Origin of the sequence: Synechococcus sp. PROS-U-1 (genome assembly GCF_014279755.1) — a bacterium.
In the GTDB taxonomy this organism is placed as follows: Bacteria; Cyanobacteriota; Cyanobacteriia; order PCC-6307; family Cyanobiaceae; genus Parasynechococcus.
The window spans coordinates 655,922-677,866 of sequence record NZ_CP047951.1 but is presented as its reverse complement, the minus strand read 5'-3'; the positions used below and the strand labels follow the sequence as shown (position 1 = coordinate 677,866).

Here is a 21,945-nt window from a genome sequence, read left to right as displayed (position 1 = left end):
CACCATGGATGGCGGCGCTGCATGCGAGTTCTTGCCCTAAGCCCGGGTTCGCTTGAAGACCAGCTGGACCGTCTACCGGCACTGGCCGAGATTTGTCAGCAGCTCAACGCCACATTGCAGGTGGCCTGTGATCCCAAACAGGCAGCCCCTTGGAAGCTATTGCCTTGCATGGAGAAGCTGTTGCCGTTCAGCTTTGAGGCCAAGCCCACCCTTGCGGACTGGGCCAACCTGCTCGGATGTGTTCGGGAACCTGACTTTCAGGTGTGCATCAACTTTGCTGAAGGTCAGCAGGTCAACCTGATGTTGTCGATGAGCCATATCCCCAAACGGCTTGGAGCGGATGGGTTTGCCTGCACCGACCAGGTCAACGTCGGCCAAGGCTGGACGGCGCAGCGTCTTGGCCCTTTTGTCCAAGCCCTGGGTTTTGAACTGGTGGCCGATCAGTTCCGACTGCCCCTCGCAACAGGGGCTCTCGATGAAGCCCGAGAAGCATTGCCCCGCGGTGACGGCCCCTTGCTGCTGCTGTCCCCAACAGGCCAGGATGGTGATTGGCCTGCATCCGAATGGCACAGGCTTCCTGACACCATCAAAGGCCGCCTGGCGTCGCTGCGCAGCATGGTGCTTCGGACTGAACTCAGCCTGGCCAAGCGTGCAGCACTGATTGCCTGTGCCGATGTCGTGCTCAGCAGCTGCCCGGTTTCGCAACGCCTGGCGACCTATTGCGGCATCCCCCTGGTTGCCCTCGGCGCCGAGGCAACCGACCTTCCCGAGCGTGCCGAAATCCGCTGCCTCGGCCGCCCTGAAGAACTCGCCACGCTGCAGGGCAGTGACGTTCTGACGGCCCTCGGTTTCTGACGGACGTCCTATGAGACGCCGCCGAGCCAGAGGACACCTCAAGCTGATCACCGCGCCATGGCGGGGCCCCATCAGTGCTCTTAGTGCCGTGATCTTCGCCGGTTCCCTGGGCTATCGGATCACGGAGGGCTGGGACTGGGGCGATTGCCTCTGGATGGTGCTGATCACGATCAGCACCATCGGCTACGGCGAGGTGGAAACCCTGTCACCCCAGGGTCGACTGGTCACCGTGCTGATCGTGGTCGGTGGATTGGTGGTTGTTCAACTGGCCATACAACGCGTTCTCGGGCTGAAGGACTCGGGATATTTCCTCAGACTGCGTGAATTCCGCTTTCATCGGATGCTGGAGAACCTGCACGACCACGTCATTCTTTGCGGCTACGGCCGGATCGGGCAGGAAATCGCGGCCCAGCTCCAGAGTGATGGTGTCTCGCTTGTGGTGATCGAAACGGATCTCAACCGACGGGCTGTCGCTGAAATGAAGGGAATTCGGGTTCTCCAGGCGGATGCAACCTTGGACGAAACATTGCTGGATGCAGGACTCGAACGCTGCTGCAGCCTTGTTGCAGCCCTGCCAAGCGATGCCTCCAATCTGTATGTGATCCTCAGCGCCAAGGATCTACGGCCGGATTGCCGCTTGATTGCCCGCGCCAACAGCGATGAAGCGGCTTCGAAGCTGCGTCTGGCCGGAGCCACTGTGGTGGTCAGCCCCTATGTGGCCGGGGGTCGCGTGATGGCAGCTTCGGCTCTGCGGCCCCTGGCCCTCAACTTCATGGAACTACTGGCTGGCTCCGATTATGAGATCGAGGAATTCCAGCTGAGTCACGACCCTCTCCACCTGATGGAGATCCGTGGGCGCAGCCTGTCTGAACTAGAGCTGGGCCGTCGCAGTGGAGCCATGGTGCTAGCGATTCGGGAGAAGGGGAAGTTGATCGCCAATCCAGGTGGCGACACCCAGATGGCACCGGGGCAACTCCTCATCGTTCTGGGAAGCAAGACCCAACTCGCTACCTTTCAGGCCTTGCTGGGTGAAGCTGTCGACACGATTCAAACGATGCCGGGTTGAGGTTGACGACGGCGGCTCCGTACGATCCTGCGATCAAAGGTGCCTCCATGTCTCCCAGCGCTTCTCTTGCCGGTCAGACCGCCCTGGTGACGGGAGGAGGTCGCGGCATTGGCCGTGCCATCGCCCTAGCTCTTGGCGAAGCGGGTGCAGAAGTTGTTGTGAACTACTCCAATTCCGCCACTGCAGCAGACGACGTGGTCGCCACGATCACGGCAGCAGGGGGCCAGGCCTATGCCCTGCAGGCCAATGTCTCCATCGAAGCCGAGGTGGATGGCCTGATCAAAGAGGTGCTGGAGCGAAGCGGCCGTTTGGATGTGTTGGTGAACAACGCCGGCATCACCCGGGACGGACTGCTGATGCGGATGAAAACCGACGATTGGCAAGCGGTCATCGACCTCAATCTCAGTGGTGTGTTCCTATGCACGCGAGCGGTAGCTCGCCCGATGCTGAAGCAAAAAAGTGGCCGGATCATCAACATCACTTCCGTTGTGGGGCTGATGGGCAACGCTGGCCAGGCCAACTACGCCGCGGCCAAAGCCGGTGTCATCGGTCTCACCCGCAGCACCGCTAAGGAGCTCGCCAGCCGTGGCATCACCGTGAATGCGGTAGCCCCAGGTTTCATTGCCACCGACATGACCAAGGACCTCGATGCTGAGGCCATCCTCAAGGACATCCCCCTGGGGACCTTTGGCACCCAGGAGCAGGTGGCCGGCACCGTTCGCTTCCTTGCAGCCGACCCAGCCGCCGCCTACATCACAGGCCAGGTGTTGCAGGTGGATGGCGGCATGGTGATGGCCTGAATCAGGGCATTAGGAATCAAGGGGTTGGGCCAACTCATCCCGCAAGCGGCGGATGCGCTGGAGCAGGCGAAGGCGGCGGCTGCGTGCGGTCGCTGTCAGGAAAATGCGAAGGGGCACGTAAACCAAGGCCATGGAACCGGCCAGGACCGCCATCAGAACAAAAAACAGCGCTCCTGACTCAGCCATGACCGGACCCTAATCAGTTCGTTTAAGGGCGGCACCCAGGGAGATCCAACCATTCGGCTTTCCCCACCACAAGGCCTCTCCACGAGGGCCACATCGCTGTGGGACAGTGACCAACGGCGTCCCCGCGACTATGGCCAAGCTCCTTTCTTTCTCTGACGAATCACGCAGCGCCCTTGAGCGCGGTGTTGATGCACTTGCCGATGCAGTGCGCGTCACGATCGGCCCCCGCGGTCGCAACGTTGTGCTCGAAAAAAAATTCGGCGCGCCTGACATCGTCAATGACGGCGATTCGATCGCGCGCGAAATCGAACTGGACGACCCGTTCGAAAACCTGGGCGCCAAGCTGATGCAGCAGGTGTCTTCAAAGACCAAGGACAAGGCCGGTGACGGCACTACGACGGCAACCGTTCTGGCTCAGGCCATGGTGCGGGAAGGTCTCCGCAACACAGCTGCTGGCGCGAGCCCCGTGGAACTCCGCCGAGGCATGGAGAAAGCCGCGGCACAGATTGTTGCGGGACTGAACGAGCGGAGTCAGGCCGTCGCCGGCGATGCCATTCGTCAGGTGGCCACGGTGAGCTCCGGGGGTGACGACGAAGTCGGTCAGATGATTGCGGAGGCGATGGACAAGGTGAGCACCGATGGGGTGATCACGGTTGAGGAATCGAAATCCCTGGCGACGGAGCTTGAAATCACCGAAGGAATGGCCTTCGACCGGGGCTACAGCTCCCCTTACTTCGTCACCGATGCCGATCGTCAGGTCTGTGAATTTGAAAACCCGCTGATCCTGCTGACGGATCGCAAAATCAGCACAATCACGGATCTGGTTCCCGTGCTGGAAACCGTTCAGAAAAGTGGATCACCCCTACTCATCCTTTCTGAGGAAGTGGAAGGCGAAGCTCTCGCCACCCTGGTAATGAACAAGAGCCGTGGGGTTCTGCAGGTGGCTGCTGTCCGGGCACCCTCCTTCGGGGAACGCCGCAAGGCAGCCCTCGCCGATATCGCCATCCTCACCGGCGGAACGCTGATCAGCGAAGACAAGGCGATGACCCTCGACAAGGTGACCCTTGAGGATCTCGGCAAAGCGCGCCGCGTCACCATCAGCAAAGAGAGCACCACGATCGTCGCCACCGACGACCATCGCCAGGCCGTGAGCGAGCGGGTCGGTGCAATCCGACGTGAGCTGGAGGCCACCGAATCCGATTACGACCGCGAGAAGCTCAGCGAGCGAATCGCCAAGCTGGCCGGTGGTGTTGCCGTAATTAAGGTCGGAGCCCCGACGGAAACGGAACTCAAAAACCGCAAACTGCGGATCGAAGATGCCCTGAATGCAACCCGTGCGGCCGTCGAGGAGGGCATTGTTGCTGGAGGCGGCAGCACTTTGCTTCAACTCGCCGACAGCCTGGACACGCTGGCAGCATCCCTGAACGGCGACCAACGCACCGGTGTTGAAATTGTGCAGCGGGCGCTGACCGCACCGGTTCATCAGATCGCGACCAATGCCGGGAAGAACGGTGATGTTGTGATCGCGAACATGCGCAGCAGCGGCCAGGGATTCAACGCCCTCAGTGGTGCTTATGAAGATCTGATGGCTGCAGGCATCGTTGATGCCGCGAAGGTGGTGCGCCTGGCTGTGCAGGATTCGATTTCGATTGCCTCTCTCCTGATCACGACCGAAGTCGTCATCGCTGACAAGCCGGAACCACCAGCGCCTGCTCCCGCCGGGGACGGTGATCCCATGGGTGGAATGGGTGGAATGGGCGGCATGGGTGGAATGGGCATGCCCGGAATGGGTGGTATGGGCGGCATGGGCATGCCCGGAATGATGTGATCAGCTGATCATTCCCTGGCAATAGGCGATCACCTGGAGATCCACTCCTGTGATCGCCGTCCCGACCACCACAGTGTCTGCACCGGCCTGCAATGCCGATCGTGCCTCAGCTGGTGACGCAATTCCTCCCTCACAGATCAATCGAACCGAGCGGGGAAGTTCAGCGCGAAGTTGGGGAAGAAGAGCGAACGCAGGAGGGCGCTGCTGGGCGGTTTCGTCCGTGTAGCCGTAGAGCGTGGTTCCCACCCACTCACAGCCCAATTGGGCTGCACGCAGCCCGTTCTCAAGAGAATCCACATCAGCCATAAGGGGAGCACGCAGCTCATCGCGCGTGCGCTGCACCAACGCTGCCAGGTCCTGCCCAGCAGGACGATGACGAGCTGTCGCATCGATCGCGATCACATCGGCACCTGCAGACCAAACGGCCTGGATCTCTTTCCATCCCGGGGTGATGTACACCGAGCTGTCTGGAAACGTGCACTTCCACAAGCCAATGATCAATGCTTGCGGGCAGCGACGACGCACTGCACCAATGTGTTCAGGGCTTTCCAAGCGCACGCCGACCGCTCCATTTCGCAGAGCGGCGTCAGCCATGGCGGCGATCACATCGGGATGGCGCATCGGCGAGCCTTGAGGTGCCTGCACCGAAACGATCAGCCCCTGATCTAGGGATTCAGGGTTCGGAATCATGGCGTTTCAGGAAGCCTTGGGGAAAGCGTCATCGTCACGTCGCGGAAGCCAGCGCCGAAGCGAACGCGGTGTGCTGATGGGGGGAGCCGGTACAGGGGGAGCAGCAATGCTCTGTTTCAGCACTGTTTCTTCGGCCGACACCTCGTCCTGGGCCACGATTTCTTCCACCTTCTCAGCCTCTTCCTCAGCCAAAACCTCCTCTTCGGCCACGATTTCTTGCTCCTCCTCGGCCTCCTCCTCAACCAACACCACCTCTTCGGCCACGATCTCAGGAGCGAATGAAGGCTCCTGAGCAACTGACATCAGCACCGGGTCAACAGCGGAGGGATTGCCGACATCAACCGCCGGAGGGCTGAACTCCCGATCCAAGACCATCGGCTCAGGCAAGTTCAGATCAAGCTCGTCGGCCGCATCAAAGCCATAGCGATGAACCCATTGGCTAATCAAACGTGACAGCAAGGCCTCATCGCCTGTGGCCCTGGCCTCCTGGATCTGAAGGGCCAGACCGTTCTGTCGACGCGACGGCTGCTGAAACGGAGAAGAAAGCACGGATTCAGGAGAGTTTGCGGTTGAGCAGCGGGCGAATCGCAAGGAACAGCCCGATGGTGAGGAGCAGAAGAATCAGCAGACAGGTGGTGCCGGTGACATCCCCATAGGGGGCCTCCAACAGCACTGCCGACAGGTCCAGGGGACCTTGATAGGCCGCTCGAATGGGTTCAATCGCGAAGGTAAGAGGATTCAAGGCCGCAAGCCACCCCAACCAGGTCGGCATGAAGGACAGAGGAGCCAGGGCCGTGCTGGCAAAGAGCAAGGGCAAGTTGGCCACAAAAATCACGGCGATCAACTCAATGTGTCCCGGCAAAGCGAATGCCAGGCCAAGGCTGAGAGCGGTCACAGCGAAGACCAAGAGCAGCAGCGTCACGAGCACCAAGGCCAGGCCGCTGACACCAGGCCATCCATAACCCAGCAGGGCTGCCGTCCCCATGATCGCCAGACTCTGCAGCAGGCTCAGAGCGGTGATGTAGATCACCGACGCCAGCACGATGGAACTGCGGCTTCTCAGGGGTGCCACGAGCAAACGATTGAGGAAGCCGAATTCGCGATCGAACATCACTGGGAGGCCAGCGTTCAGAGCAGCACTGAACGCCGTGAAGACAATGACTCCGGCACCCAGGAAACGGCCATAGCTCATGCCGCCTGGCAGGAGACCCTCAGGAGCGTTAGCGAAGAGCGCACCAAACAGAATCAACCAGATCAGGGGTTGAAGGACCCCGGCGATCAAGGTCGAGGGACGTCGCATCAACTGGAGGAACAAACGCCGGGTGAGGGCCCACGTCTCCTGACTGAGTTCAGCGAAGGCTCCGGATGGCTGCTGCTGGACAGCGAGGGATGCTGTTGGGGAGGTCATCATCGGCACTCAACGCATGGATTGACGCTTTTCCTTTTTGACGTCGCGCTGGCCTGCAATGGCTAGTTCAGCGTCCATCAGGGTGCGTCCTGTTGCTTGAAGGTAGACATCATCGAGGCTTGGACGGCTCTGGGCCAGGGCAAAAACAGGAAGACCTGCACCCTCAAGGGTTTGACGAAGCTGATCAATCACGGGCCCTCCCTCAATCACCAGGTTCAGGGAAAAACCCTGAGATCGGTTGACCACCACCTCAAGCACCCCATCCAGTGGTTCAAGCAGAGCGCGCACCTGGGTCGCCTCTTCTGCAGTGCTGAACTCTCGGACCCGGAGGGTGACGCGATCCCCCCCAAGTCGTTGTTTGAGCTGATCTGGAGCGCCTTCAGCGATCACCCGTCCGTTATCGATGATTGCCATCTGGTCAGCGAGGGCTTCCACCTCTTCCAGGTAGTGACTGCTCAGAAGAACAGTGGTGCCCTCCTGAACCAGCTGACGCAGCAATTGCCAGATAGCACTCCGACTTTCGATGTCCAAGCCGACGGTGGGTTCGTCGAGCACCAGTAACCGGGGACGGTGCAACAGGCCGGCAGCCAGGTCGAGACGCCGACGCATGCCACCGGAATAGGTCCCGCAGCGGCGATCAATCCACTCGCCCATGGCGAGTCGTTCAATCAGATCAGCGATTCGGACGTCGCGATCTTGACGCGGCAAGTGGTACAGATCTCCTTGCAGCTGCAGCAGTTCTCGACCACTCAGGATTTTGTCGATGGCCACCTCCTGGGCCACATATCCCATGAGCTGGCGAAGGGCTCTGGGCTGCGCCAGTCCGTCCACGCCGCCGACACGAACCGAACCGCTATCCGGGGCAAGCAGAGTGGCCAGGATGCGCATGGCCGTTGTTTTGCCGGCACCATTCGGACCAAGCAGCCCGTACAGACACCCTTCAGGAACGGTGAGATCAAGCTCGCGAAGAGCCTTTACCGAGCCATAGGCCTTGGAAATCTTCCTCAGTTCAATCAACGCCATCAGGCACCGTCAGGGACATGCTCGGGCAATCCAGGGAATCTAATGAGTGCTCATTGAAGCCCCGTGAGCAGGGAGAGAAGCTGCATCACCTGGTAGGCAAAGCTTGATGCAAGGTCCGTTCGACTGAGAATGAGCAGCAGGCACAGGCCAAACAGGTAGAGAATCGACCAGCGAAACAGAGCCTTGGCGTTCACAAGGCTGTCGGGATCAAGAGAAAGTCGATCGACCAGCTGCAGCAATCGACCGTTGTAAGGAAGCAGCATCACTCCGTAGAAGACGCCACCGGAGGGCAGGGCGAAGACCCCTAAACCACTCAGAAGGACGGTGATCCAGCCATAGGTCTTGATCGCACGCGCCGTCACCACAGGCCCCTTGACCACCGGCAGCATCGGAATCCCAACAGCGCGGTAGTCCTCGCGCAACAACAAGGCCAAAGCCCAGAAGTGGGCTGGTGTCCAGACCATCACCAGCGCAAACAGCCACCAGCCCCCAAGGCCGACATGGCCAGTGGCGGCAGCAGCCCCCACAAGGGGCGGAATGGCCCCGGCGACCCCACCGATAACGATGTTCTGGGATGTCCGCGGCTTGAGCAGGGCTGTGTAGAGCAGGACATAACTGCAAAGGCCGAGCAAGGAGAGGCCAGCAGCGAGACAGTTCACGCCGCTCACCAGCAACATCGCCGCAGCAAGGGTGCAGGCGATAGCACCGATAAACGCACTGGTGGGCGACAGCCGACCAGAGGGAAGCGCACGACCGCTGGTGCGAGCCATGCGGCCATCGAGATCCTGCTCCCACAGACAATTCAGAACCCCTGCGGCGGCTGAAGCCAGTGCCCCTCCTCCCAGGGTGCACACCAGCCGCGGAGAGGACAGAGGCCAGCCCTCACTAAGAGCCATTCCCCCCAGAGTGGTGGCAAGCAGAAGCGGGATGAGGCGCGGTTTGGCCACTTCCAGCCATGCGGGAAGTTTGACCCGCTTGCGGGAGGGAACAACCTCCTCACGGGTCGGACGAACGGTTGCAGTGAGTTCAGCCATGACAGGCCTCCAATGAGGTGTCGTCGAGAACGACAGAACGGGGTGGTGAAGGGCGATCCGGAGATCGGACCAGAAGCGCCGCCATCAAGGCGATCAACAGGGCAGCAACGAGCTGGTGCGCGATGGTGACCGCGGGTTGCGACAGACCAAGGCGAAGGGTGAGAACACCAAGCGCCACCTGAACCAGGACCAGGAGGACCGCCCCACCAAGCCAGGGCCACTGGCGGCGGGCCCAACCACCAGTCAGAAGTGCCGCCCCGGCAAAGGCCAGCACAACAACGGCCACTGGCATCGCCGTGACGCGATGGGAGAGAACCAGGTGACAGGCCTCACCCCCTGCGAGGCAACGCTGCCCCGCCCAAGCGGTGGCCATACGACCACCCAGCAGACATTGCACAAAGACCGACACCAGACCAAGCAGTGCCGAGATGCGCCACCAGAGGGGAGCGGTGACCGCAGCGGGATGAAGCAGGCGTTGCGTCAACCCACTCAGGAGTGCCACCAGCGTGAGGGCCAGCGCCAAATGGGCGGTAACAACACCTGAGGGGAGCAGCCGGGTCACCGTCAAAGCACCGAGACCTCCCTGCATGGCCACAAGGACCATCAGGCCAGCTGCCAGCCAGGGCAGCCATTGAGGAAGCTGACGCCGACAAATCGTCGTCGTCACAGCCATCACCACCAGGGCGATGCCAACGACGAAAGCATCAAGACGATGAAACCACTCCAGGAAAACCTGAACATTCATCTGCCGACCCGGGAGAAACGACCCGAAGCACAGCGGCCAGTCGGGACAGGCCAAGCCGGCCTCCATCACCCGTGTCGCGCCACCGATCACAACCAAAGCAATGACGGCAACCACAAGATGCGCCGACAACAACCCGAGACGTCGACGGAGTGTCGACATTGAGGAAAGCATCATCAAAAAAGCTCCATCCGATGCAAACCAGAAGGGATTGCTCGGACCGTAGCGATGCAGAACATTGCGGCACGCTGTATGGACGTCTGCAACACAAAAGAGGAAAAGATCATCCTCTTTTCCTGACAGAAACAAGGCCTTAACAATCACTTCATGGAGATACGCAGCCAGCCCCATACGCTGATGAAAACCTGGGATTCATCGGGTGCAGATCCCATCCGCCATTCTCACGTTAGTGATCGGGATGGTCCTTGCTCTAGGCGGTCTTTGGATCGGCCAGAACATCAACCTCCTTCCCATCGACGCGAGTGCCAATGCACCGATTTACGACGAACTCTTTAAGGTTCTGTTCACGATCGGCAGCATTCTCTTTGTCGGAATTGTTGGACTTCTCGTCTTCAGCTTGATTCGATTCAGACGGCGAAGTGGTCAGCTCGGCGATGGCTTGGCCATTGAAGGCAACCTTCCTCTTGAAATTTTCTGGACAGCAGTTCCAGCAGTTGTCGTGCTGTTTGTAGGCCTGTATAGCTACGACATCTACGACCGAATGGGTGGCATGGTGCCTCTGGCCCATGACCATATGAGCGGTGCCCACGAGGAGCAGATCTGGGGAGGAATCAGTTCCGGATCGATTGAATCGGCAGCCGCAACGAATGTCTTACCTGTTGAAGTGACGGCGATGCAATTCGCCTTTCTCTTTCATTACCCAGACGGTGACATCACATCAGGCGAGCTTCATGTTCCATCCGATCGACCGATCACCCTGCGCATGGAAGCCAAAGATGTGATTCATGCCTTTTGGGTTCCTGAATTCCGCCTGAAACAGGATGTCATTCCAGGCCAACCCACACAGCTGAGCTTCACACCAACCCGAACCGGACGCTATCCGATCGTTTGCGCCGAACTTTGTGGGCCGTACCACGGCGGAATGCGCTCCACCGTTGTGGTCGAAAGCCCGGAGGACTGGGATAACTGGTACAAGGCAAACGCCAAAGCAGCACCGGAAGACGAGCCCATCACCATCGCAAACGCTTGACATGACGATCAGCTTGCCCCCGGAAACATCCAGCCCACCGCGACTTCAACCCAGCGGCTGGTTGCGGTATTTCAGCTTCAGCGTTGATCACAAGGTGATCGGGCTGCAGTACCTCGTCTGCGGCTTTGTGTTTTATCTCGTTGGAGGCGCCCTGGCCGGCGCCATTCGCACGGAACTCAGCAGCCCCGTTGCCGACTTCATGGCACGGGATGTCTACAACCAAGTGCTGACACTCCACGGCACGGTGATGATCTTTCTCTGGATCGTCCCAGTCGTAAATGGTGCCTTTGGAAACTATCTGATCCCCTTTTATGTGGGGGCACGGGATATGGCTTTCCCACGCCTCAATGCAGTTGCTTTTTGGTTAATCCCTCCAGCTGGATTGATGCTGATCACCAGCTATTTCCTAACAGGGGCTGCTCAATCTGGCTGGACAGCTTATCCACCACTCAGCATCACCACACCAGCAACTGGTCAAGTGATCTGGATCCTGAGTGTGCTTCTCCTTGGCGGAAGCTCAATCTTCGGAGGAATCAATTTCATCGCCACGATTCTCAAGCTGCGTCGACCCGGGCTGAAGTTGATGCAACTTCCCATGTATTGCTGGGCGATGCTCGGAACAAGCATTCTTGTAGTTCTATCAACACCCGTTCTCGCGGGAACATTGGTGTTATTGAGTTTCGACATTGTTGCGCACACAGGGTTCTTCAATCCCACCCTGGGGGGCAATGTGGTCGTCTACCAGCATCTGTTCTGGTTCTATTCCCACCCAGCCGTTTACATCATGGTCTTGCCGGCCTTTGGCTTGGTGAGCGAGATCCTGCCGGTTCATGCCCGGAAACCTCTGTTCGGCTACGTGACCATGGTGTACTCGATCATGGCCATCGTTGTGTTGGGCCTGGTCGTGTGGGCCCACCACATGTTCACCAGCGGAACCCCTCCCTGGATGCGCCTCTTCTTCACGATTGCCACCGCATTCATCGCCGTTCCAACCGGCATCAAATTCTTCAATTGGTTAGCAACACTCTGGGGCGGACGCATCAGCCTTAACAGCGCCATGCTGTTTTCATGCGGCTTCATTGTGAACTTCGTGCTTGGCGGCATCACAGGCGTTGCCTTGGCACAAGTGCCTTTCGACATCCATGTCCACGACACCTACTTCGTTGTCGCTCACTTCCATTACATCGTCTTCGGAGGTTCGGTGTTCGTGATCTTCGCGTCGATTTACCACTGGTATCCCAAGTTCACCGGCAGGATGCTCAACGAAGATCTTGGTCGGCTGCATTGCGCCCTGACCTTCATTGGTTTCAATCTGTGCTTTGGGCCGCAGCACTGGTTGGGTCTTAACGGAATGCCGCGACGAGTGGCTGAATACGACCCTCAATTCACCCTGATCAATCAGATCAGCTCCGTCGGAGCCCTGCTGATGGCCATCAGCACCCTGCCCTTCCTTTGGAATGTGATTCACAGCGCCCTCAACGGCCCTGTGGCAGGAGACAACCCCTGGAGAGCGCTGACTCCTGAATGGCTGACCAGTTCTCCGCCACCGGTTGAAAACTGGATCGGCGAAGCACCTCTGGTGGAAGAGCCCTACGGCTATGGCGTCCCACCGGACGAGCTTGACCTCACCGCAGCAAGCGGTCGTGATCTCTGGAGCAGCGGCAAATGACCACCACAGTTCCCATCAAGGATCAGGACCAAGGCCATGCAGAGCATGCCGAGCATCCAGATCACCGCATGTTTGGCCTCGCCACATTCCTTGTGGCGGATGCCATGACCTTTGCCGGCTTCTTTGCCGCTTACCTCACCTTCAAAGCCGTGAACCCTCTACCGGAAGGGGCGATTTATGAACTTGAGCTGCCCCTGCCGATCCTGAACACCATTTTACTGCTGGTGAGCAGTGCCACCTTCCACCGTGCCGGCCAGGCGATCCGACAGGACGACCACGGGCGCTGTCGACGCTGGCTCCTGATCACGGCAGGCCTCGGACTGGCCTTTCTGGTGAGTCAGATGGTCGAATATTTCACCCTTCCCTTCGGCCTGACCGACAACCTCTTCGCCAGCACCTTTTTCGCCGCCACGGGATTTCATGGGCTCCATGTGACCCTCGGCGCACTGATGATTCTGATCGTCTGGTGGCAAGCGAGGCAGCCGCAGGGCCGTGTGACTGCAGCCGACCACTTCCCCCTGGAAGCAGCTGAGTTGTACTGGCACTTTGTTGATGGAATCTGGGTGATTCTCTTCGTGATCCTTTATCTGCTCTGATCCCTTGCCTTGATTGGCGAGCATGGCCAGAATTCAGTTGAATCAACTCCTGAAATGCTGGTCGGCAAGGAACTGCTCGACAAGGCCAGATCGCTCAGCAATCGGCCTGAAGATGACATCGCCCGCGGCTGCGGTTACGTCGGCCCGAGTGGACGTCTGCTGAAAAAGAGTTTTTATCGCGCACTGGTGGAGGCCAAAGCGGCGGCCCAGGGATGGCAATTGCCGAAAAGCAGCAGCAGTTCCTCAGGCGGCAGCCGGGGTCGCCAGGCCGAATTCCGAACCCGTGTTCATGGCAACGGCAACCTGCTGATCGGCCACGCCTACACCCGTCGGCTCGGCCTGGAGCCCGGCCAGGAGTTCAAGATCGAGCTCCAACGGGACTCCGGAATGATCGTTCTGCAGCAAATGGATCAGGACCAGCCATGAGTGGCAAGCCAATGGGGTGTCAGCCCCTCTTCGGTGCTGCGGCCATCAGCACCATCGGGCTGCAGAAGACGCTCGGCGTAACGGGCTAGTTGATCGGCTTCCAGGTTCACGGTGTCACCGACGGCAAGGTTCTTCAGGGTTGTTGCCTCCCAGGTGTGGGGGATAACCGCGAGGGAGAACGTCGTTCCATCCGCTGAACAGTCCGCCACCGTGAGGCTGATGCCGTCCACAGCAATGCTGGCCTTCTCACAGATGTAACGGCCAAATCGGGCTTCAGACCAGCGGATCGAGAGAGACCAGGAGTGGGGGAGGGTCTCCACGCTGGTGACCTCCCCTGTGGCATCCACATGACCACTCACCAGATGACCACCAAGCCGGTCGCTCAGCCGCAGCGCCGGCTCGAGGTTCACAGCTCCACCACGGTCCGCTTTTCGTCCCAGCGTGGTGCGGCGCAGGGTTTCCTCACTCACATCCGCGCGGAAACCATCCGCAATCAGCTCAGCCGCTGTAAGGCAGACGCCATCCACGGCCACGCTGTCACCAAGCGCCAAGGGGGTGAAGGGAGCACAGCCCCAGACCACGACCGCCCCCGCACGACGCTCGATCCTTCCCACTGACTGCACTAGCCCCGTGAACATCGCTTGCAGCGGCTCTCTGGCCATAATCGGATAGAGCCGCGCCGCCGACATGGTCGAAATGAGCGTCGCCGGAATCGCACTCGATGCCGCCAGCCGTACCCCCATGGTGCTGCTGCGAGATCCGAGCGGCCGACGTCAGGTCCCGATCTGGATCGACCAAGCGCAAGCCCACAACATCATGGCCGGCTTGCAGGGCGGAGCACCAGCACGGCCCCTCAGCCATGACCTAATGGCCGCGCTGCTGGTGGCTGGGGGGCTCGAGCTGGAACGCGTGATTGTCCATGCGATCGAAGACAGCACCTTTCACGCGGTCTTGAAGCTGCGACCTGATCTGGACGAAGAGGAGTTGGCCGAAGACGAAGTGCTGGAACTGATCGAAGTGGATGCCCGACCCAGCGACGCCATCGCGCTGGCGATCAGAACTGGGAGCGGCATCTGGATGCTGGAGGAGGTGGTAGCGGAAGCCTCGATTCCGGTGGATGCAGAAGCCGATGCTGAAGATCAAAGTGCCTTCAGCCGTTTTGTCGACGACCTCAGCCCTGCGGCACTGGTGCGCCATCTGCGCAACCAGGACAACGAAGCACCCCCAGAGGAGTGAAAACCCGCGCCTTTGGCAGCGGCCGCCCCGTCAGCCTGTTCAGTCTGGGAACGATGCGAGCACTCGACTCGGCGTCCCAGATGGCAGCGGTGCTCAACGCGGCAGCAGCAGCAGGGATCAACCACCTTGAAACCGCCCCTGCCTACGGACCTGCCGAGCGTTTTCTGGGAGAAGCTCTTCGCCAGACCACCCGTAAAGCTTCAGACCACTGGGTGATCACCAGCAAACTACTGCCGGGGCTGAGCTTCGAGGAGGGACAACGTCGGCTTGACCAGACCATTGAGCGGCTGGGCTGCTCACACCTCGACAACCTGGCCATCCATGGCATCAACCGGGAGGAGCACCTTGACTGGGCCCTGGTCGGAGATGGTTCGAAACTTCTCGACTGGGCACGCAACAGCGGCCGCGTGACCCAGGTGGGCTTCAGCAGCCATGGCAGCAATCCGCTGATCGATCGGGCGCTGCGCAGCCAGCGATTCACCTTCTGCAGCCTGCACTTGCATTGGCTTGACCCTCAGCGATTGCCCTTGGCCCATTGGGCATTGAGCCATGGGATTGGAGTTATGGCGATCTCTCCCGCAGACAAAGGAGGGCGCCTGCAGGCACCGAGCCCAACCCTGGTGGAGGACTGCACCCCCTTCGCCCCCCTGCAGCTGGCTTACAGATTCCTGCTGGCGCAGGGCATCAGCACCCTGACTGTTGGTGCTGCCGTTGCCGATGACCTCCAACTTGCTGCAAGGCTGGCGCAGGAGGATGGCCCCCTCAGCGATGCTGAGCAGCAGGCCTTGCTTACGGCACAGCTGCGCCAGGAGAAACGGCTCGGGCAAGAGCAGTGCAAACAATGTCAGGCGTGCCTCCCCTGTCCGCAACAGGTTCCGATTCCCGAGCTGTTGCGGCTGCGCAATCTGGCCATTGGCCATGGGCTCACCGCATTTGCGCAGGAGCGATACAACCTGATCGGCCGTGCCGGCCACTGGTGGGAAGAGCAGGATGCTTCCGCCTGTGAACGCTGTGGGGAATGCCTGCCCCGATGCCCGCATCAACTGCCCATCCCTGATCTGCTGGCGGACACCCACCAACGATTGGTGGCTTCACCGCGACGGCGGCTATGGAGCTGAATCACGCCAGAGGCGTTCCAAGTCCTTCTGGCCTTGGGGCGGCAGGGGCGGCAGCGACCAACAGCGTGACCAGGTCTCAGCGGGGGGAAACAGCAGGGGCCGCAAACGAACAGACAAGGCGTTCTGATCCGCCATCGACCCTGACACCGGATCTGACGACGTGATGGGAGCCCGCCAACCCAGCTGCACGAGGCGGCGGCGCAGGGGATCCCGCCAGCCCTGCTCGACCCAGCTCTGGGGCACCGGCTCGCGACTGGCTTCCGGTCGGAGCAGAACAGTCCAGTGCAAAGGCGCGCCGGATGCCGGCAAAACAGCCCGAAGACGCGGATCCCGCCGCAGCAGAGCGATGCAGCGGTTGAGCGGGAGAACAACCACCCGGGCATCACCTTTGAGCAGCCAGTTGCTGGCTTGACGATCATCAAAGGTGAGGGCCTGGCGACGCAGGGTGCTCAGGCTCTGACTTCCGCCCAGATGGTCCGCCAGGCTCATCACCAGGCGGGGGCTGGCGGGCAGAACCACACGCCCTGCCACGGCGGAATCCAGCAACAGGGGCCACCCCTCCTTTGCCATGGCGGGGTCATCCCGCAGCAGCATCACCCAGGGACTGACGGCCAGCGGCAACACCCGATCCTGCAGGGCACCGAGCTCTCCCAACAGGGACTGGGCCTGACGGTCCAACTGCCTGCGGAGCGGTTCAGAGGCAATGGGCTGCAGAGCGTCTGCTGAATAGGCGTCCAGCCACCCATCAGCCATCACCAGCAGATCGACGCGCGCTCGGTCCTCCGGCCTCCACTCCTGCTGGGATGAAGCCAGCATCAGCCGCCAGGGCTTGGGCAAAGCATCAGCCCATGGTTTCGGCAGCACACCAGCCGGGGCCATCAGCGTTGGCGATGCGGTCGCCTGACGACAGCCGGCCAGCAGCACGGATCCCGTCGCCCCGATCATCTGGAGCACATGGCGCCGGCTCAGGGAACCCAACCGCTCACTCCCGACATTCATGGGATTGACGTTACGGGGCGGCTGAGCAGCTGCTCCAAGGCATGCTCACAATCCAGCACCAGGTCGGCACAGGAGCATCCCCGCAGCTGAGCGAGCAGCAGCAGAGCACCGGCCCCCACCCCTTCTTTGACATAGCCCCGTTCGTAGTCCCGCAACGGTTGATGGGCGCTGCTCTGAAAGCGCACGCCACAGGCCAGGACAGACAGCGATGTATCCACACGGGCTGCCGTGGCATCCACAAGGCGTCCCAAGGGGGACTGGCTCGCAGCGGCCACACCCTCATCAGCGAGCCAACCGGTGGTGCCGATCAGCACCTGGTCCGCCAGGCGCTCCCGCTGACTGACGGGCAGGGCCTGCATCGCCAGTGCCAGAACAGCCAGCATCTGGCACCCCCCACCCAGCAACAGCGGTTGTCCCGACGACACCGCTCCCAGCAACACCCCTGCGGTGAAGGCCTGAAAGGGGTCGCCGACAGCGGCCAGGATCTGCTTGGCCGCAGGATGTGCCCCCAAGGACGCCCGCTGCAGCCCTCGGGAGACGAGCTCTTGCTTGAGCTGCTGGGGAGGTTGACGGGCACTGCCGCTGATCAGATGGGCGACCTCCACGCCGAGGGCCGTCAGCACCGCTTGAGCGGTTGTGGTCCCTCCCGGCACACATTCCGCGAGCACCAAGGGGCGTTGCAAACGCCGCCCCAGGAGCTCCCCCTGTCGCCACAAGTGCTGCACCCGGGGCAATGGCATCGCAGCACCGCTGGACAGACACGCCGACGGCCCCTGATCCATGGCTTCAATCTCCAGGTGGGGGAAATCGGGTTCCTGAGCTAAGCCGAGGGCCGCCACGTGCGGGGCCAGCTTCAAGCGGCGCGCCGCAACATGGCTGAGCAGGGCGGGGGAAACACCAGCGGGCAGCGGCGGTAGGGGCCAACGGCGCTGTCCAGACGGCCCGTGGATCAGAAGCTCCGCATCAGCCAGGGCCGTGTAGCGCCTGGAGGCCGCTGTGGAGCCAGCGGCGGAAATGCCCTCATGCTCCGCTGTCCGCGTGGCAGCAAGCACCAACAACAGATCCACAGGTTGATCCCTAGCAATCCAGGGGCCAAGGGCCGCTGCATCCAAAAGGCTCGCTCCAAGGCGTCCCAGCTGCTGACAGCCCTGGGGCAACCCGGACGCATCAGAGGGGGTCGAGGGCAACGAGTCCATGCAGCAGTCGAGGGGGCTCCGGAATCGGTGATCTCAGGCGGGGAAAGATCCAGTACGCCAGGGCATGGAGGGACAGGACATAGATGACCTCCTGAACCACCACCAGCAGAAGCGCCATCAACTGCACCTGGGTGAGATCCGGTGTGATCGGCAGATGAAGGGCCACGATCAATCGGTCGAGCAGTGCAGACCCGGCCCTGGTGATCACAACCCAGAGGTTTTCTCCCACCAGCAACGAGAGCACCAGAACTCTCACCAGAAACCCGGCTGTTCCCAGAACGATGCCGCCCGCCCAGCTCAACCACCAGCTGAACCCTCGGCACCAGCTCCAGCCCAGCCACAGCGAGAGAAGTCCGTAAGGAAACAGCAGAAGCGGTCCACGCAATGGACCCATCAGCGCCGTCATCAACAGCACGGACAGCAGCAATCCCTCGGCACCGGAACGGCTGCCACGGCGCAACTGCAGCAGGATTAAAGGAAGGGGCAGAGCCAGACGGAAGAGAGCACCGCCCACCGGGAGGTAGTAAAGAGCCAGCCAGATCAGCCCCGTCGCAGCGGCGAGATAAGCCCCCTCAACCAGCCTCAGAGCCTGCTGGCGGCTCAACCGAGGAGTGGTGTCGGTCATGGCTCGACCCGCTCAATCCGTTCCACCGCAAAGCCGACATCTGCCTCACGCAAGGCACGGGTCACAGCCTCCGCAGGAGCTGCGGGATCGGCTCCGGCCAAACGGATGGTGATCCGGTAAGGCGCCTGGGGCTGAGGTTGGGCTGCGGCTGGCCGCGGTGTGAACTCCGGCAGGGGGTCCTGCGAATCCTGCGGATCAGTGCCAGCGGCTGTCGGGGTTGGGGTCGAGTTTGGGGTTGGAGTGGGGACGCTTGACCCAGCTGGGGATGCCACCTCGGGTGCTGATCCGGCGGGACGGTCACCCGTTGGGACAGTTTCAGAAGCCTGGACTGGCGCAACCTGCGTGGGCCTGTCTTCTGGCACCACAAAGGACCGTTCCAACTGCTCGGCGACCGGTGTGCCTGCACAGGCTTGCAGGAGCCCTACGGGCAGCAGCCAAAGCAGACGCGTCATCAGCTGTCCGCTGGCTTGATCACCCGCACCGCACTGGCCCTGAGCCGACCGGTCTTGGTGGTAGCGGGGGGTTTCTTGGCCGCAGGCTTTTTGGCTGCTGGCTTCTTCGCCGCCGGTTTTTTGGCGGCGGTTTTGCGACCACCCTTTTTCGAGGCCGCTTTGGCCGCGAGCAGTTCAACGGCTTCCTCGAGGGTCACATCATCAGCACCTTTGCCTTCCGGCAACGAAGCATTCACCTTGCCCTGCTTGACGTACAGGCCGTAGGGACCGTCATAGACCTGAATCGTCTCATCACTGCCCTCCGGCTTGCCCAGGTCCTTGAGGGCGGTGCGTCCTCCCCGACCGCGTTTGGGCATGGCCAACAACTCGAGGGCACGGCTCAGTCCCACCACCAGAACATCGTCATCGCCCTTCAGGGATCGGTAATCCTTTTCCCCCTTTCCCTTATCCCAGACGACGTAGGGACCAAAGCGGCCCAGACCTGCCTGAATGCGGCCACCATCAGGGTGTTCGCCCAGGAGGCGCGGCAACCGAAGCAGACCAAGGGCATCCTCCAGGGTGAGGTCCTCAGGCTTCTGCCCTTTGGGTAGAGACGCGCGTTTGGGCTTGGGATTCTCATCACTCACCTGCCCCCGCTGCACATAGGGGCCGTATTGCCCGAAGAGCAGATAAACCAGGTCACCCGTTTCCGGATCCTCGCCAATGGATTCGGGGCCGTCAGCCTTCTGCTTGAGGATCAGTTCGGCCTGCTCTTCATCAAGATCAGCCGGGGTGATCTCCCGGGGCAAGGTGGCCTTGATCAGCTCCTCCTCACCATCCTCGCTGACGCGTTTGGCCTCCAGGTAGGCGCCAAAACGGCCGATGCGCACCACGGAGGACAAGCCCTCGAGGTCGATGGTGCGGGATGCGCCGGGATCAATGTCACCCTCCCGCTGTTGCACCTGGGTCTCGAGTCCCTCATCTCCCTTGTAGAACCCCTCCAGATAGGGAAGCCACTGCACCTTCCCGTGGGAGATCTCATCCAGGGTGTTTTCCATCCGAGCAGTGAAACTCGTGTTCACCAGTTCGGGGAAATGCTCCTCCAGCAAAGCCGTCACAGCAAAAGCGGTGAAGCTGGGGGTGAGTGCATTTCCCAGAAGCGTGGCGTAACCGCGATCCACGATCGTTCCGATGATCGAGGCATAGGTCGACGGCCGACCGATGCCCTCTTTTTCCAGCATCTTCACCAGGGAAGCCTCGCTGAACCGAGCCGGCGGCTGGGTCTGATGACCGAGCGGTTCAACGGTCTTCGGCTCGGGTGCATCGCCAACGCTGAGCGCCGGCAACAACACTTCCTGACCTTCAAGGGCTGCATCCGGATCGTCACTGCCCTCCACGTAGGCGCGGAAGAAACCGGGGAAGTCAATGCGCTTGCCGCTGGATCGGAAACTGGCTTCCCCTGAACTGAGATCCACCGACAGCATCGTGAGCCTTGCTTCGGCCATTTGACTGGCCACGGTGCGCTTCCAGATCAGTTCGTAGACCGCCAGGTCCCTGCCATCAAGGCCGGTTTCGCCGGGAGTTCGGAAGCTTTCGCCTGAGGGACGAATCGCTTCGTGTGCCTCCTGAGCGTTGCGGGCTTTGGTGCTGAATTGGCGCGGTCCCTTGCTCAGATACTCCTTGCCATACAGGCTCTCAACACAGCTGCGTGATGCATTAATCGCTTGATCGGACAAATGCACCGAGTCCGTCCGCATGTAGGTGATGAAACCCCGTTCGTAGAGGCCTTGGGCACAGCGCATGGTCTCCCGGGCTGAGAGCCGCAGTTTGCGATTCGCTTCCTGTTGGAGGGTGCTGGTGGTAAAGGGGGGAACGGGCTTGCGCACGGTGGGCTTCTCCTCCACCGCATCCACCGTCCATGCGCTCGACCGCACGGCTTCAGCCAACGCCTTGGCCTCGCTCTCACTCAGCAGCCGGACGGCACTGCCTTGCTTCAACCCACCGGTGGTTTCATCAAAATCGTTGCCGGTGGCAATGCGCTGGCCAGCCACGTGGGTGAGCTTGGCTTCAAAGGCACTACCGGACTGCTCGAGCTGGGCCTTGAGGTCCCAATAACTGCCACTGCGGAAGGCCCGACGGGCACGCTCCCGTTGCACCAGAAGCCGAACCGCAACGGACTGCACCCGTCCCGCGGAGAGTCCCCAAGCCACCTTTTTCCACAAGAGAGGCGAAAGGGTGTAACCCACAAGGCGATCCAGAATCCGCCGGGTCTCCTGGGCATGGACCAGCTCCATATCGAGATCACGGGTCTGATCCAGGGCTTTGCCGATGGCGTCCTTGGTGATTTCGTGGAACACCATCCGCTTCACCGGCACCTTTGGAGCCAGAAGCTGAAGCAAGTGCCAGCTGATGCTCTCGCCTTCCCGGTCTTCATCCGTCGCTAGGAGCAACTGATCGGCACCCTTGAGGGCGTCTTTCAACTCCCGAACCACTTTTTTCTTGTCCTTCGGGACCACATACAGCGGCTCAAAATCCGCTTCCGTGTTCACGCCGAGGTTGGCCCACTTCTGCCCTTTGGCCGATGCCGGAATCTCACTGGCGTTGTTGGGAAGGTCGCGGACATGCCCCATGGAGGCTTCAACTTTGAATCCCTTGGGAAGGAAGCCACGGATGGTCTTGGCCTTCGTGGGGCTTTCAACGATGACGAGGGTGTGCGCCACTAGCGGCAAGTGAACCGTTCCCCTTCTTTATCGCACCGAGGATCGCTCTGCATGACCGTGTGCGCGTCAAGCGCCGCTACAGTCGCC

Annotated in this window: 23 protein-coding genes; 10 read left to right on the top strand and 13 right to left on the bottom strand. The window is 60.9% G+C overall.

Annotated elements, in window-relative coordinates; genetic code table 11:
- Positions 1-21 precede the first annotated feature (21 nt).
- The 3 genes from SynPROSU1_RS03530 to fabG are packed head-to-tail and all read left to right on the top strand — an operon-like array spanning position 22 to position 2,721.
- A complete protein-coding gene (locus SynPROSU1_RS03530; protein ID WP_186571531.1) occupies positions 22-855 on the top strand; it encodes a glycosyltransferase family 9 protein in 834 nt (277 codons plus the stop codon).
- Positions 856-865: 10 nt separating this feature from the next.
- Positions 866-1,921, top strand: coding sequence for a TrkA family potassium uptake protein (locus SynPROSU1_RS03525; protein WP_186571530.1), 1,056 nt, complete (start codon positions 866-868; stop codon positions 1,919-1,921).
- A 47-nt stretch (positions 1,922-1,968) separates the two neighbouring features.
- Positions 1,969-2,721: a 3-oxoacyl-[acyl-carrier-protein] reductase gene (gene fabG, locus SynPROSU1_RS03520; protein ID WP_186571529.1), complete on the top strand. Its 753-nt coding sequence runs from the start codon at positions 1,969-1,971 to the stop codon at positions 2,719-2,721.
- A gap of 9 nt (positions 2,722-2,730) precedes the next feature.
- On the opposite strand, the gene SynPROSU1_RS03515 is transcribed toward fabG, so the two are convergent.
- Positions 2,731-2,907, bottom strand: a complete 177-nt coding sequence (locus SynPROSU1_RS03515) for a hypothetical protein (protein ID WP_186571528.1) — start codon at positions 2,905-2,907, stop codon at positions 2,731-2,733.
- 130 nt (positions 2,908-3,037) lie between these two features.
- On the opposite strand from SynPROSU1_RS03515, the gene groL reads away from it, so the two are divergent.
- A complete protein-coding gene (groL, locus tag SynPROSU1_RS03510) occupies positions 3,038-4,735 on the top strand; it encodes a chaperonin GroEL (RefSeq protein ID WP_186571527.1) in 1,698 nt (565 codons plus the stop codon).
- On the opposite strand, the gene SynPROSU1_RS03505 is transcribed toward groL, so the two are convergent.
- Genes SynPROSU1_RS03505 through SynPROSU1_RS03480 form a run of 6 tightly spaced genes read right to left on the bottom strand, consistent with a single transcriptional unit; the run spans position 4,736 to position 9,809 of the window.
- Complete coding sequence (locus SynPROSU1_RS03505) at positions 4,736-5,425, bottom strand: N-acetylmannosamine-6-phosphate 2-epimerase (protein ID WP_186571526.1); 690 nt, start codon at positions 5,423-5,425, stop codon at positions 4,736-4,738.
- A gap of 6 nt (positions 5,426-5,431) precedes the next feature.
- Positions 5,432-5,974, bottom strand: a complete 543-nt coding sequence (locus tag SynPROSU1_RS03500; protein ID WP_186571525.1) for a hypothetical protein — start codon at positions 5,972-5,974, stop codon at positions 5,432-5,434.
- Positions 5,975-5,978: 4 nt separating this feature from the next.
- Entirely contained in the window at positions 5,979-6,833 is an 855-nt protein-coding gene (locus tag SynPROSU1_RS03495; protein WP_186572208.1) for an ABC transporter permease, read from the bottom strand.
- A 9-nt stretch (positions 6,834-6,842) separates the two neighbouring features.
- The gene (locus SynPROSU1_RS03490) at positions 6,843-7,856 is read right to left on the bottom strand and encodes an ATP-binding cassette domain-containing protein (protein WP_186571524.1); all 1,014 of its coding nucleotides are present in this window, start codon (positions 7,854-7,856) and stop codon (positions 6,843-6,845) included.
- 50 nt (positions 7,857-7,906) lie between these two features.
- Positions 7,907-8,890: a heme o synthase gene (locus SynPROSU1_RS03485; protein WP_186571523.1), complete on the bottom strand. Its 984-nt coding sequence runs from the start codon at positions 8,888-8,890 to the stop codon at positions 7,907-7,909.
- Positions 8,883-9,809: a heme A synthase gene (locus SynPROSU1_RS03480; protein ID WP_370586243.1), complete on the bottom strand. Its 927-nt coding sequence runs from the start codon at positions 9,807-9,809 to the stop codon at positions 8,883-8,885. The genes SynPROSU1_RS03485 and SynPROSU1_RS03480 overlap by 8 nt, the downstream gene beginning before the upstream one ends.
- Before the next feature lie 202 nt (positions 9,810-10,011).
- Here SynPROSU1_RS03480 and SynPROSU1_RS03475 point away from each other — a divergent pair, with 202 nt between their 5' ends.
- Genes SynPROSU1_RS03475 through SynPROSU1_RS03460 form a run of 4 tightly spaced genes read left to right on the top strand, consistent with a single transcriptional unit; the run spans position 10,012 to position 13,533 of the window.
- Positions 10,012-10,842, top strand: coding sequence for a cytochrome c oxidase subunit II (locus tag SynPROSU1_RS03475; protein WP_186571522.1), 831 nt, complete (start codon positions 10,012-10,014; stop codon positions 10,840-10,842).
- 1 nt (position 10,843) lies between these two features.
- On the top strand, positions 10,844-12,511 hold the full coding sequence (gene ctaD, locus SynPROSU1_RS03470) for a cytochrome c oxidase subunit I (RefSeq protein WP_186571521.1): 1,668 nt from the start codon (positions 10,844-10,846) through the stop codon (positions 12,509-12,511).
- Entirely contained in the window at positions 12,508-13,107 is a 600-nt protein-coding gene (locus SynPROSU1_RS03465) for a cytochrome c oxidase subunit 3 (RefSeq protein ID WP_186571520.1), read from the top strand. Before ctaD ends, SynPROSU1_RS03465 begins: the two co-directional genes overlap by 4 nt.
- Before the next feature lie 54 nt (positions 13,108-13,161).
- Positions 13,162-13,533, top strand: a complete 372-nt coding sequence (locus SynPROSU1_RS03460) for an AbrB-like transcriptional regulator (protein ID WP_011363609.1) — start codon at positions 13,162-13,164, stop codon at positions 13,531-13,533.
- On the opposite strand, the gene SynPROSU1_RS03455 is transcribed toward SynPROSU1_RS03460, so the two are convergent.
- A complete protein-coding gene (locus SynPROSU1_RS03455) occupies positions 13,518-14,171 on the bottom strand; it encodes a riboflavin synthase (protein WP_186572206.1) in 654 nt (217 codons plus the stop codon). The genes SynPROSU1_RS03460 and SynPROSU1_RS03455 overlap by 16 nt on opposite strands.
- 49 nt (positions 14,172-14,220) lie before the next feature.
- On the opposite strand from SynPROSU1_RS03455, the gene SynPROSU1_RS03450 reads away from it, so the two are divergent.
- Positions 14,221-14,769, top strand: a complete 549-nt coding sequence (locus SynPROSU1_RS03450; protein WP_186571519.1) for a bifunctional nuclease family protein — start codon at positions 14,221-14,223, stop codon at positions 14,767-14,769.
- Positions 14,766-15,887 (top strand): aldo/keto reductase, encoded by a 1,122-nt coding sequence (locus SynPROSU1_RS03445; protein ID WP_186571518.1) that lies wholly within the window; start codon positions 14,766-14,768, stop codon positions 15,885-15,887. Before SynPROSU1_RS03450 ends, SynPROSU1_RS03445 begins: the two co-directional genes overlap by 4 nt.
- On the opposite strand, the gene SynPROSU1_RS03440 is transcribed toward SynPROSU1_RS03445, so the two are convergent.
- Genes SynPROSU1_RS03440 through topA form a run of 5 tightly spaced genes read right to left on the bottom strand, consistent with a single transcriptional unit; the run spans position 15,876 to position 21,858 of the window.
- Positions 15,876-16,886 carry an ABC transporter substrate-binding protein gene (locus tag SynPROSU1_RS03440; protein WP_186571517.1) on the bottom strand — a complete coding sequence of 337 codons (1,011 nt, stop codon included), beginning with the start codon at positions 16,884-16,886 and terminating at the stop codon, positions 15,876-15,878. The two genes, SynPROSU1_RS03445 and SynPROSU1_RS03440, sit on opposite strands and share 12 nt — an antisense overlap.
- The gene (locus SynPROSU1_RS03435) at positions 16,883-18,082 is read right to left on the bottom strand and encodes a nicotinate-nucleotide--dimethylbenzimidazole phosphoribosyltransferase (protein ID WP_186571516.1); all 1,200 of its coding nucleotides are present in this window, start codon (positions 18,080-18,082) and stop codon (positions 16,883-16,885) included. Before SynPROSU1_RS03435 ends, SynPROSU1_RS03440 begins: the two co-directional genes overlap by 4 nt.
- The gene (locus tag SynPROSU1_RS03430; protein WP_186571515.1) at positions 18,054-18,707 is read right to left on the bottom strand and encodes a DUF2232 domain-containing protein; all 654 of its coding nucleotides are present in this window, start codon (positions 18,705-18,707) and stop codon (positions 18,054-18,056) included. Before SynPROSU1_RS03430 ends, SynPROSU1_RS03435 begins: the two co-directional genes overlap by 29 nt.
- Positions 18,704-19,159 carry a hypothetical protein gene (locus SynPROSU1_RS03425; RefSeq protein WP_186571514.1) on the bottom strand — a complete coding sequence of 152 codons (456 nt, stop codon included), beginning with the start codon at positions 19,157-19,159 and terminating at the stop codon, positions 18,704-18,706. The genes SynPROSU1_RS03430 and SynPROSU1_RS03425 overlap by 4 nt, the downstream gene beginning before the upstream one ends.
- Positions 19,159-21,858: a type I DNA topoisomerase gene (gene topA / locus SynPROSU1_RS03420; protein WP_186571513.1), complete on the bottom strand. Its 2,700-nt coding sequence runs from the start codon at positions 21,856-21,858 to the stop codon at positions 19,159-19,161. Before topA ends, SynPROSU1_RS03425 begins: the two co-directional genes overlap by 1 nt.
- Positions 21,859-21,945 lie beyond the last annotated feature (87 nt).

Coding starts and splice junctions, on each gene's coding strand:
- SynPROSU1_RS03530 (WP_186571531.1), top strand. CDS start 22: ATGCGAGTTCTTGCCCTAAGCCCGGGTTCGCTTGAAGACCAGCTGGAC.
- SynPROSU1_RS03525 (WP_186571530.1), top strand. CDS start 866: ATGAGACGCCGCCGAGCCAGAGGACACCTCAAGCTGATCACCGCGCCA.
- fabG (WP_186571529.1), top strand. CDS start 1,969: ATGTCTCCCAGCGCTTCTCTTGCCGGTCAGACCGCCCTGGTGACGGGA.
- SynPROSU1_RS03515 (WP_186571528.1), bottom strand. CDS start 2,907: ATGGCTGAGTCAGGAGCGCTGTTTTTTGTTCTGATGGCGGTCCTGGCC.
- groL (WP_186571527.1), top strand. CDS start 3,038: ATGGCCAAGCTCCTTTCTTTCTCTGACGAATCACGCAGCGCCCTTGAG.
- SynPROSU1_RS03505 (WP_186571526.1), bottom strand. CDS start 5,425: ATGATTCCGAACCCTGAATCCCTAGATCAGGGGCTGATCGTTTCGGTG.
- SynPROSU1_RS03495 (WP_186572208.1), bottom strand. CDS start 6,833: ATGACCTCCCCAACAGCATCCCTCGCTGTCCAGCAGCAGCCATCCGGA.
- SynPROSU1_RS03490 (WP_186571524.1), bottom strand. CDS start 7,856: ATGGCGTTGATTGAACTGAGGAAGATTTCCAAGGCCTATGGCTCGGTA.
- SynPROSU1_RS03485 (WP_186571523.1), bottom strand. CDS start 8,890: ATGGCTGAACTCACTGCAACCGTTCGTCCGACCCGTGAGGAGGTTGTT.
- SynPROSU1_RS03480 (WP_370586243.1), bottom strand. CDS start 9,809: ATGATGCTTTCCTCAATGTCGACACTCCGTCGACGTCTCGGGTTGTTG.
- ctaD (WP_186571521.1), top strand. CDS start 10,844: ATGACGATCAGCTTGCCCCCGGAAACATCCAGCCCACCGCGACTTCAA.
- SynPROSU1_RS03465 (WP_186571520.1), top strand. CDS start 12,508: ATGACCACCACAGTTCCCATCAAGGATCAGGACCAAGGCCATGCAGAG.
- SynPROSU1_RS03460 (WP_011363609.1), top strand. CDS start 13,162: ATGCTGGTCGGCAAGGAACTGCTCGACAAGGCCAGATCGCTCAGCAAT.
- SynPROSU1_RS03455 (WP_186572206.1), bottom strand. CDS start 14,171: ATGTTCACGGGGCTAGTGCAGTCAGTGGGAAGGATCGAGCGTCGTGCG.
- SynPROSU1_RS03450 (WP_186571519.1), top strand. CDS start 14,221: ATGGTCGAAATGAGCGTCGCCGGAATCGCACTCGATGCCGCCAGCCGT.
- SynPROSU1_RS03440 (WP_186571517.1), bottom strand. CDS start 16,886: ATGAATGTCGGGAGTGAGCGGTTGGGTTCCCTGAGCCGGCGCCATGTG.
- SynPROSU1_RS03435 (WP_186571516.1), bottom strand. CDS start 18,082: ATGGACTCGTTGCCCTCGACCCCCTCTGATGCGTCCGGGTTGCCCCAG.
- SynPROSU1_RS03430 (WP_186571515.1), bottom strand. CDS start 18,707: ATGACCGACACCACTCCTCGGTTGAGCCGCCAGCAGGCTCTGAGGCTG.
- SynPROSU1_RS03425 (WP_186571514.1), bottom strand. CDS start 19,159: ATGACGCGTCTGCTTTGGCTGCTGCCCGTAGGGCTCCTGCAAGCCTGT.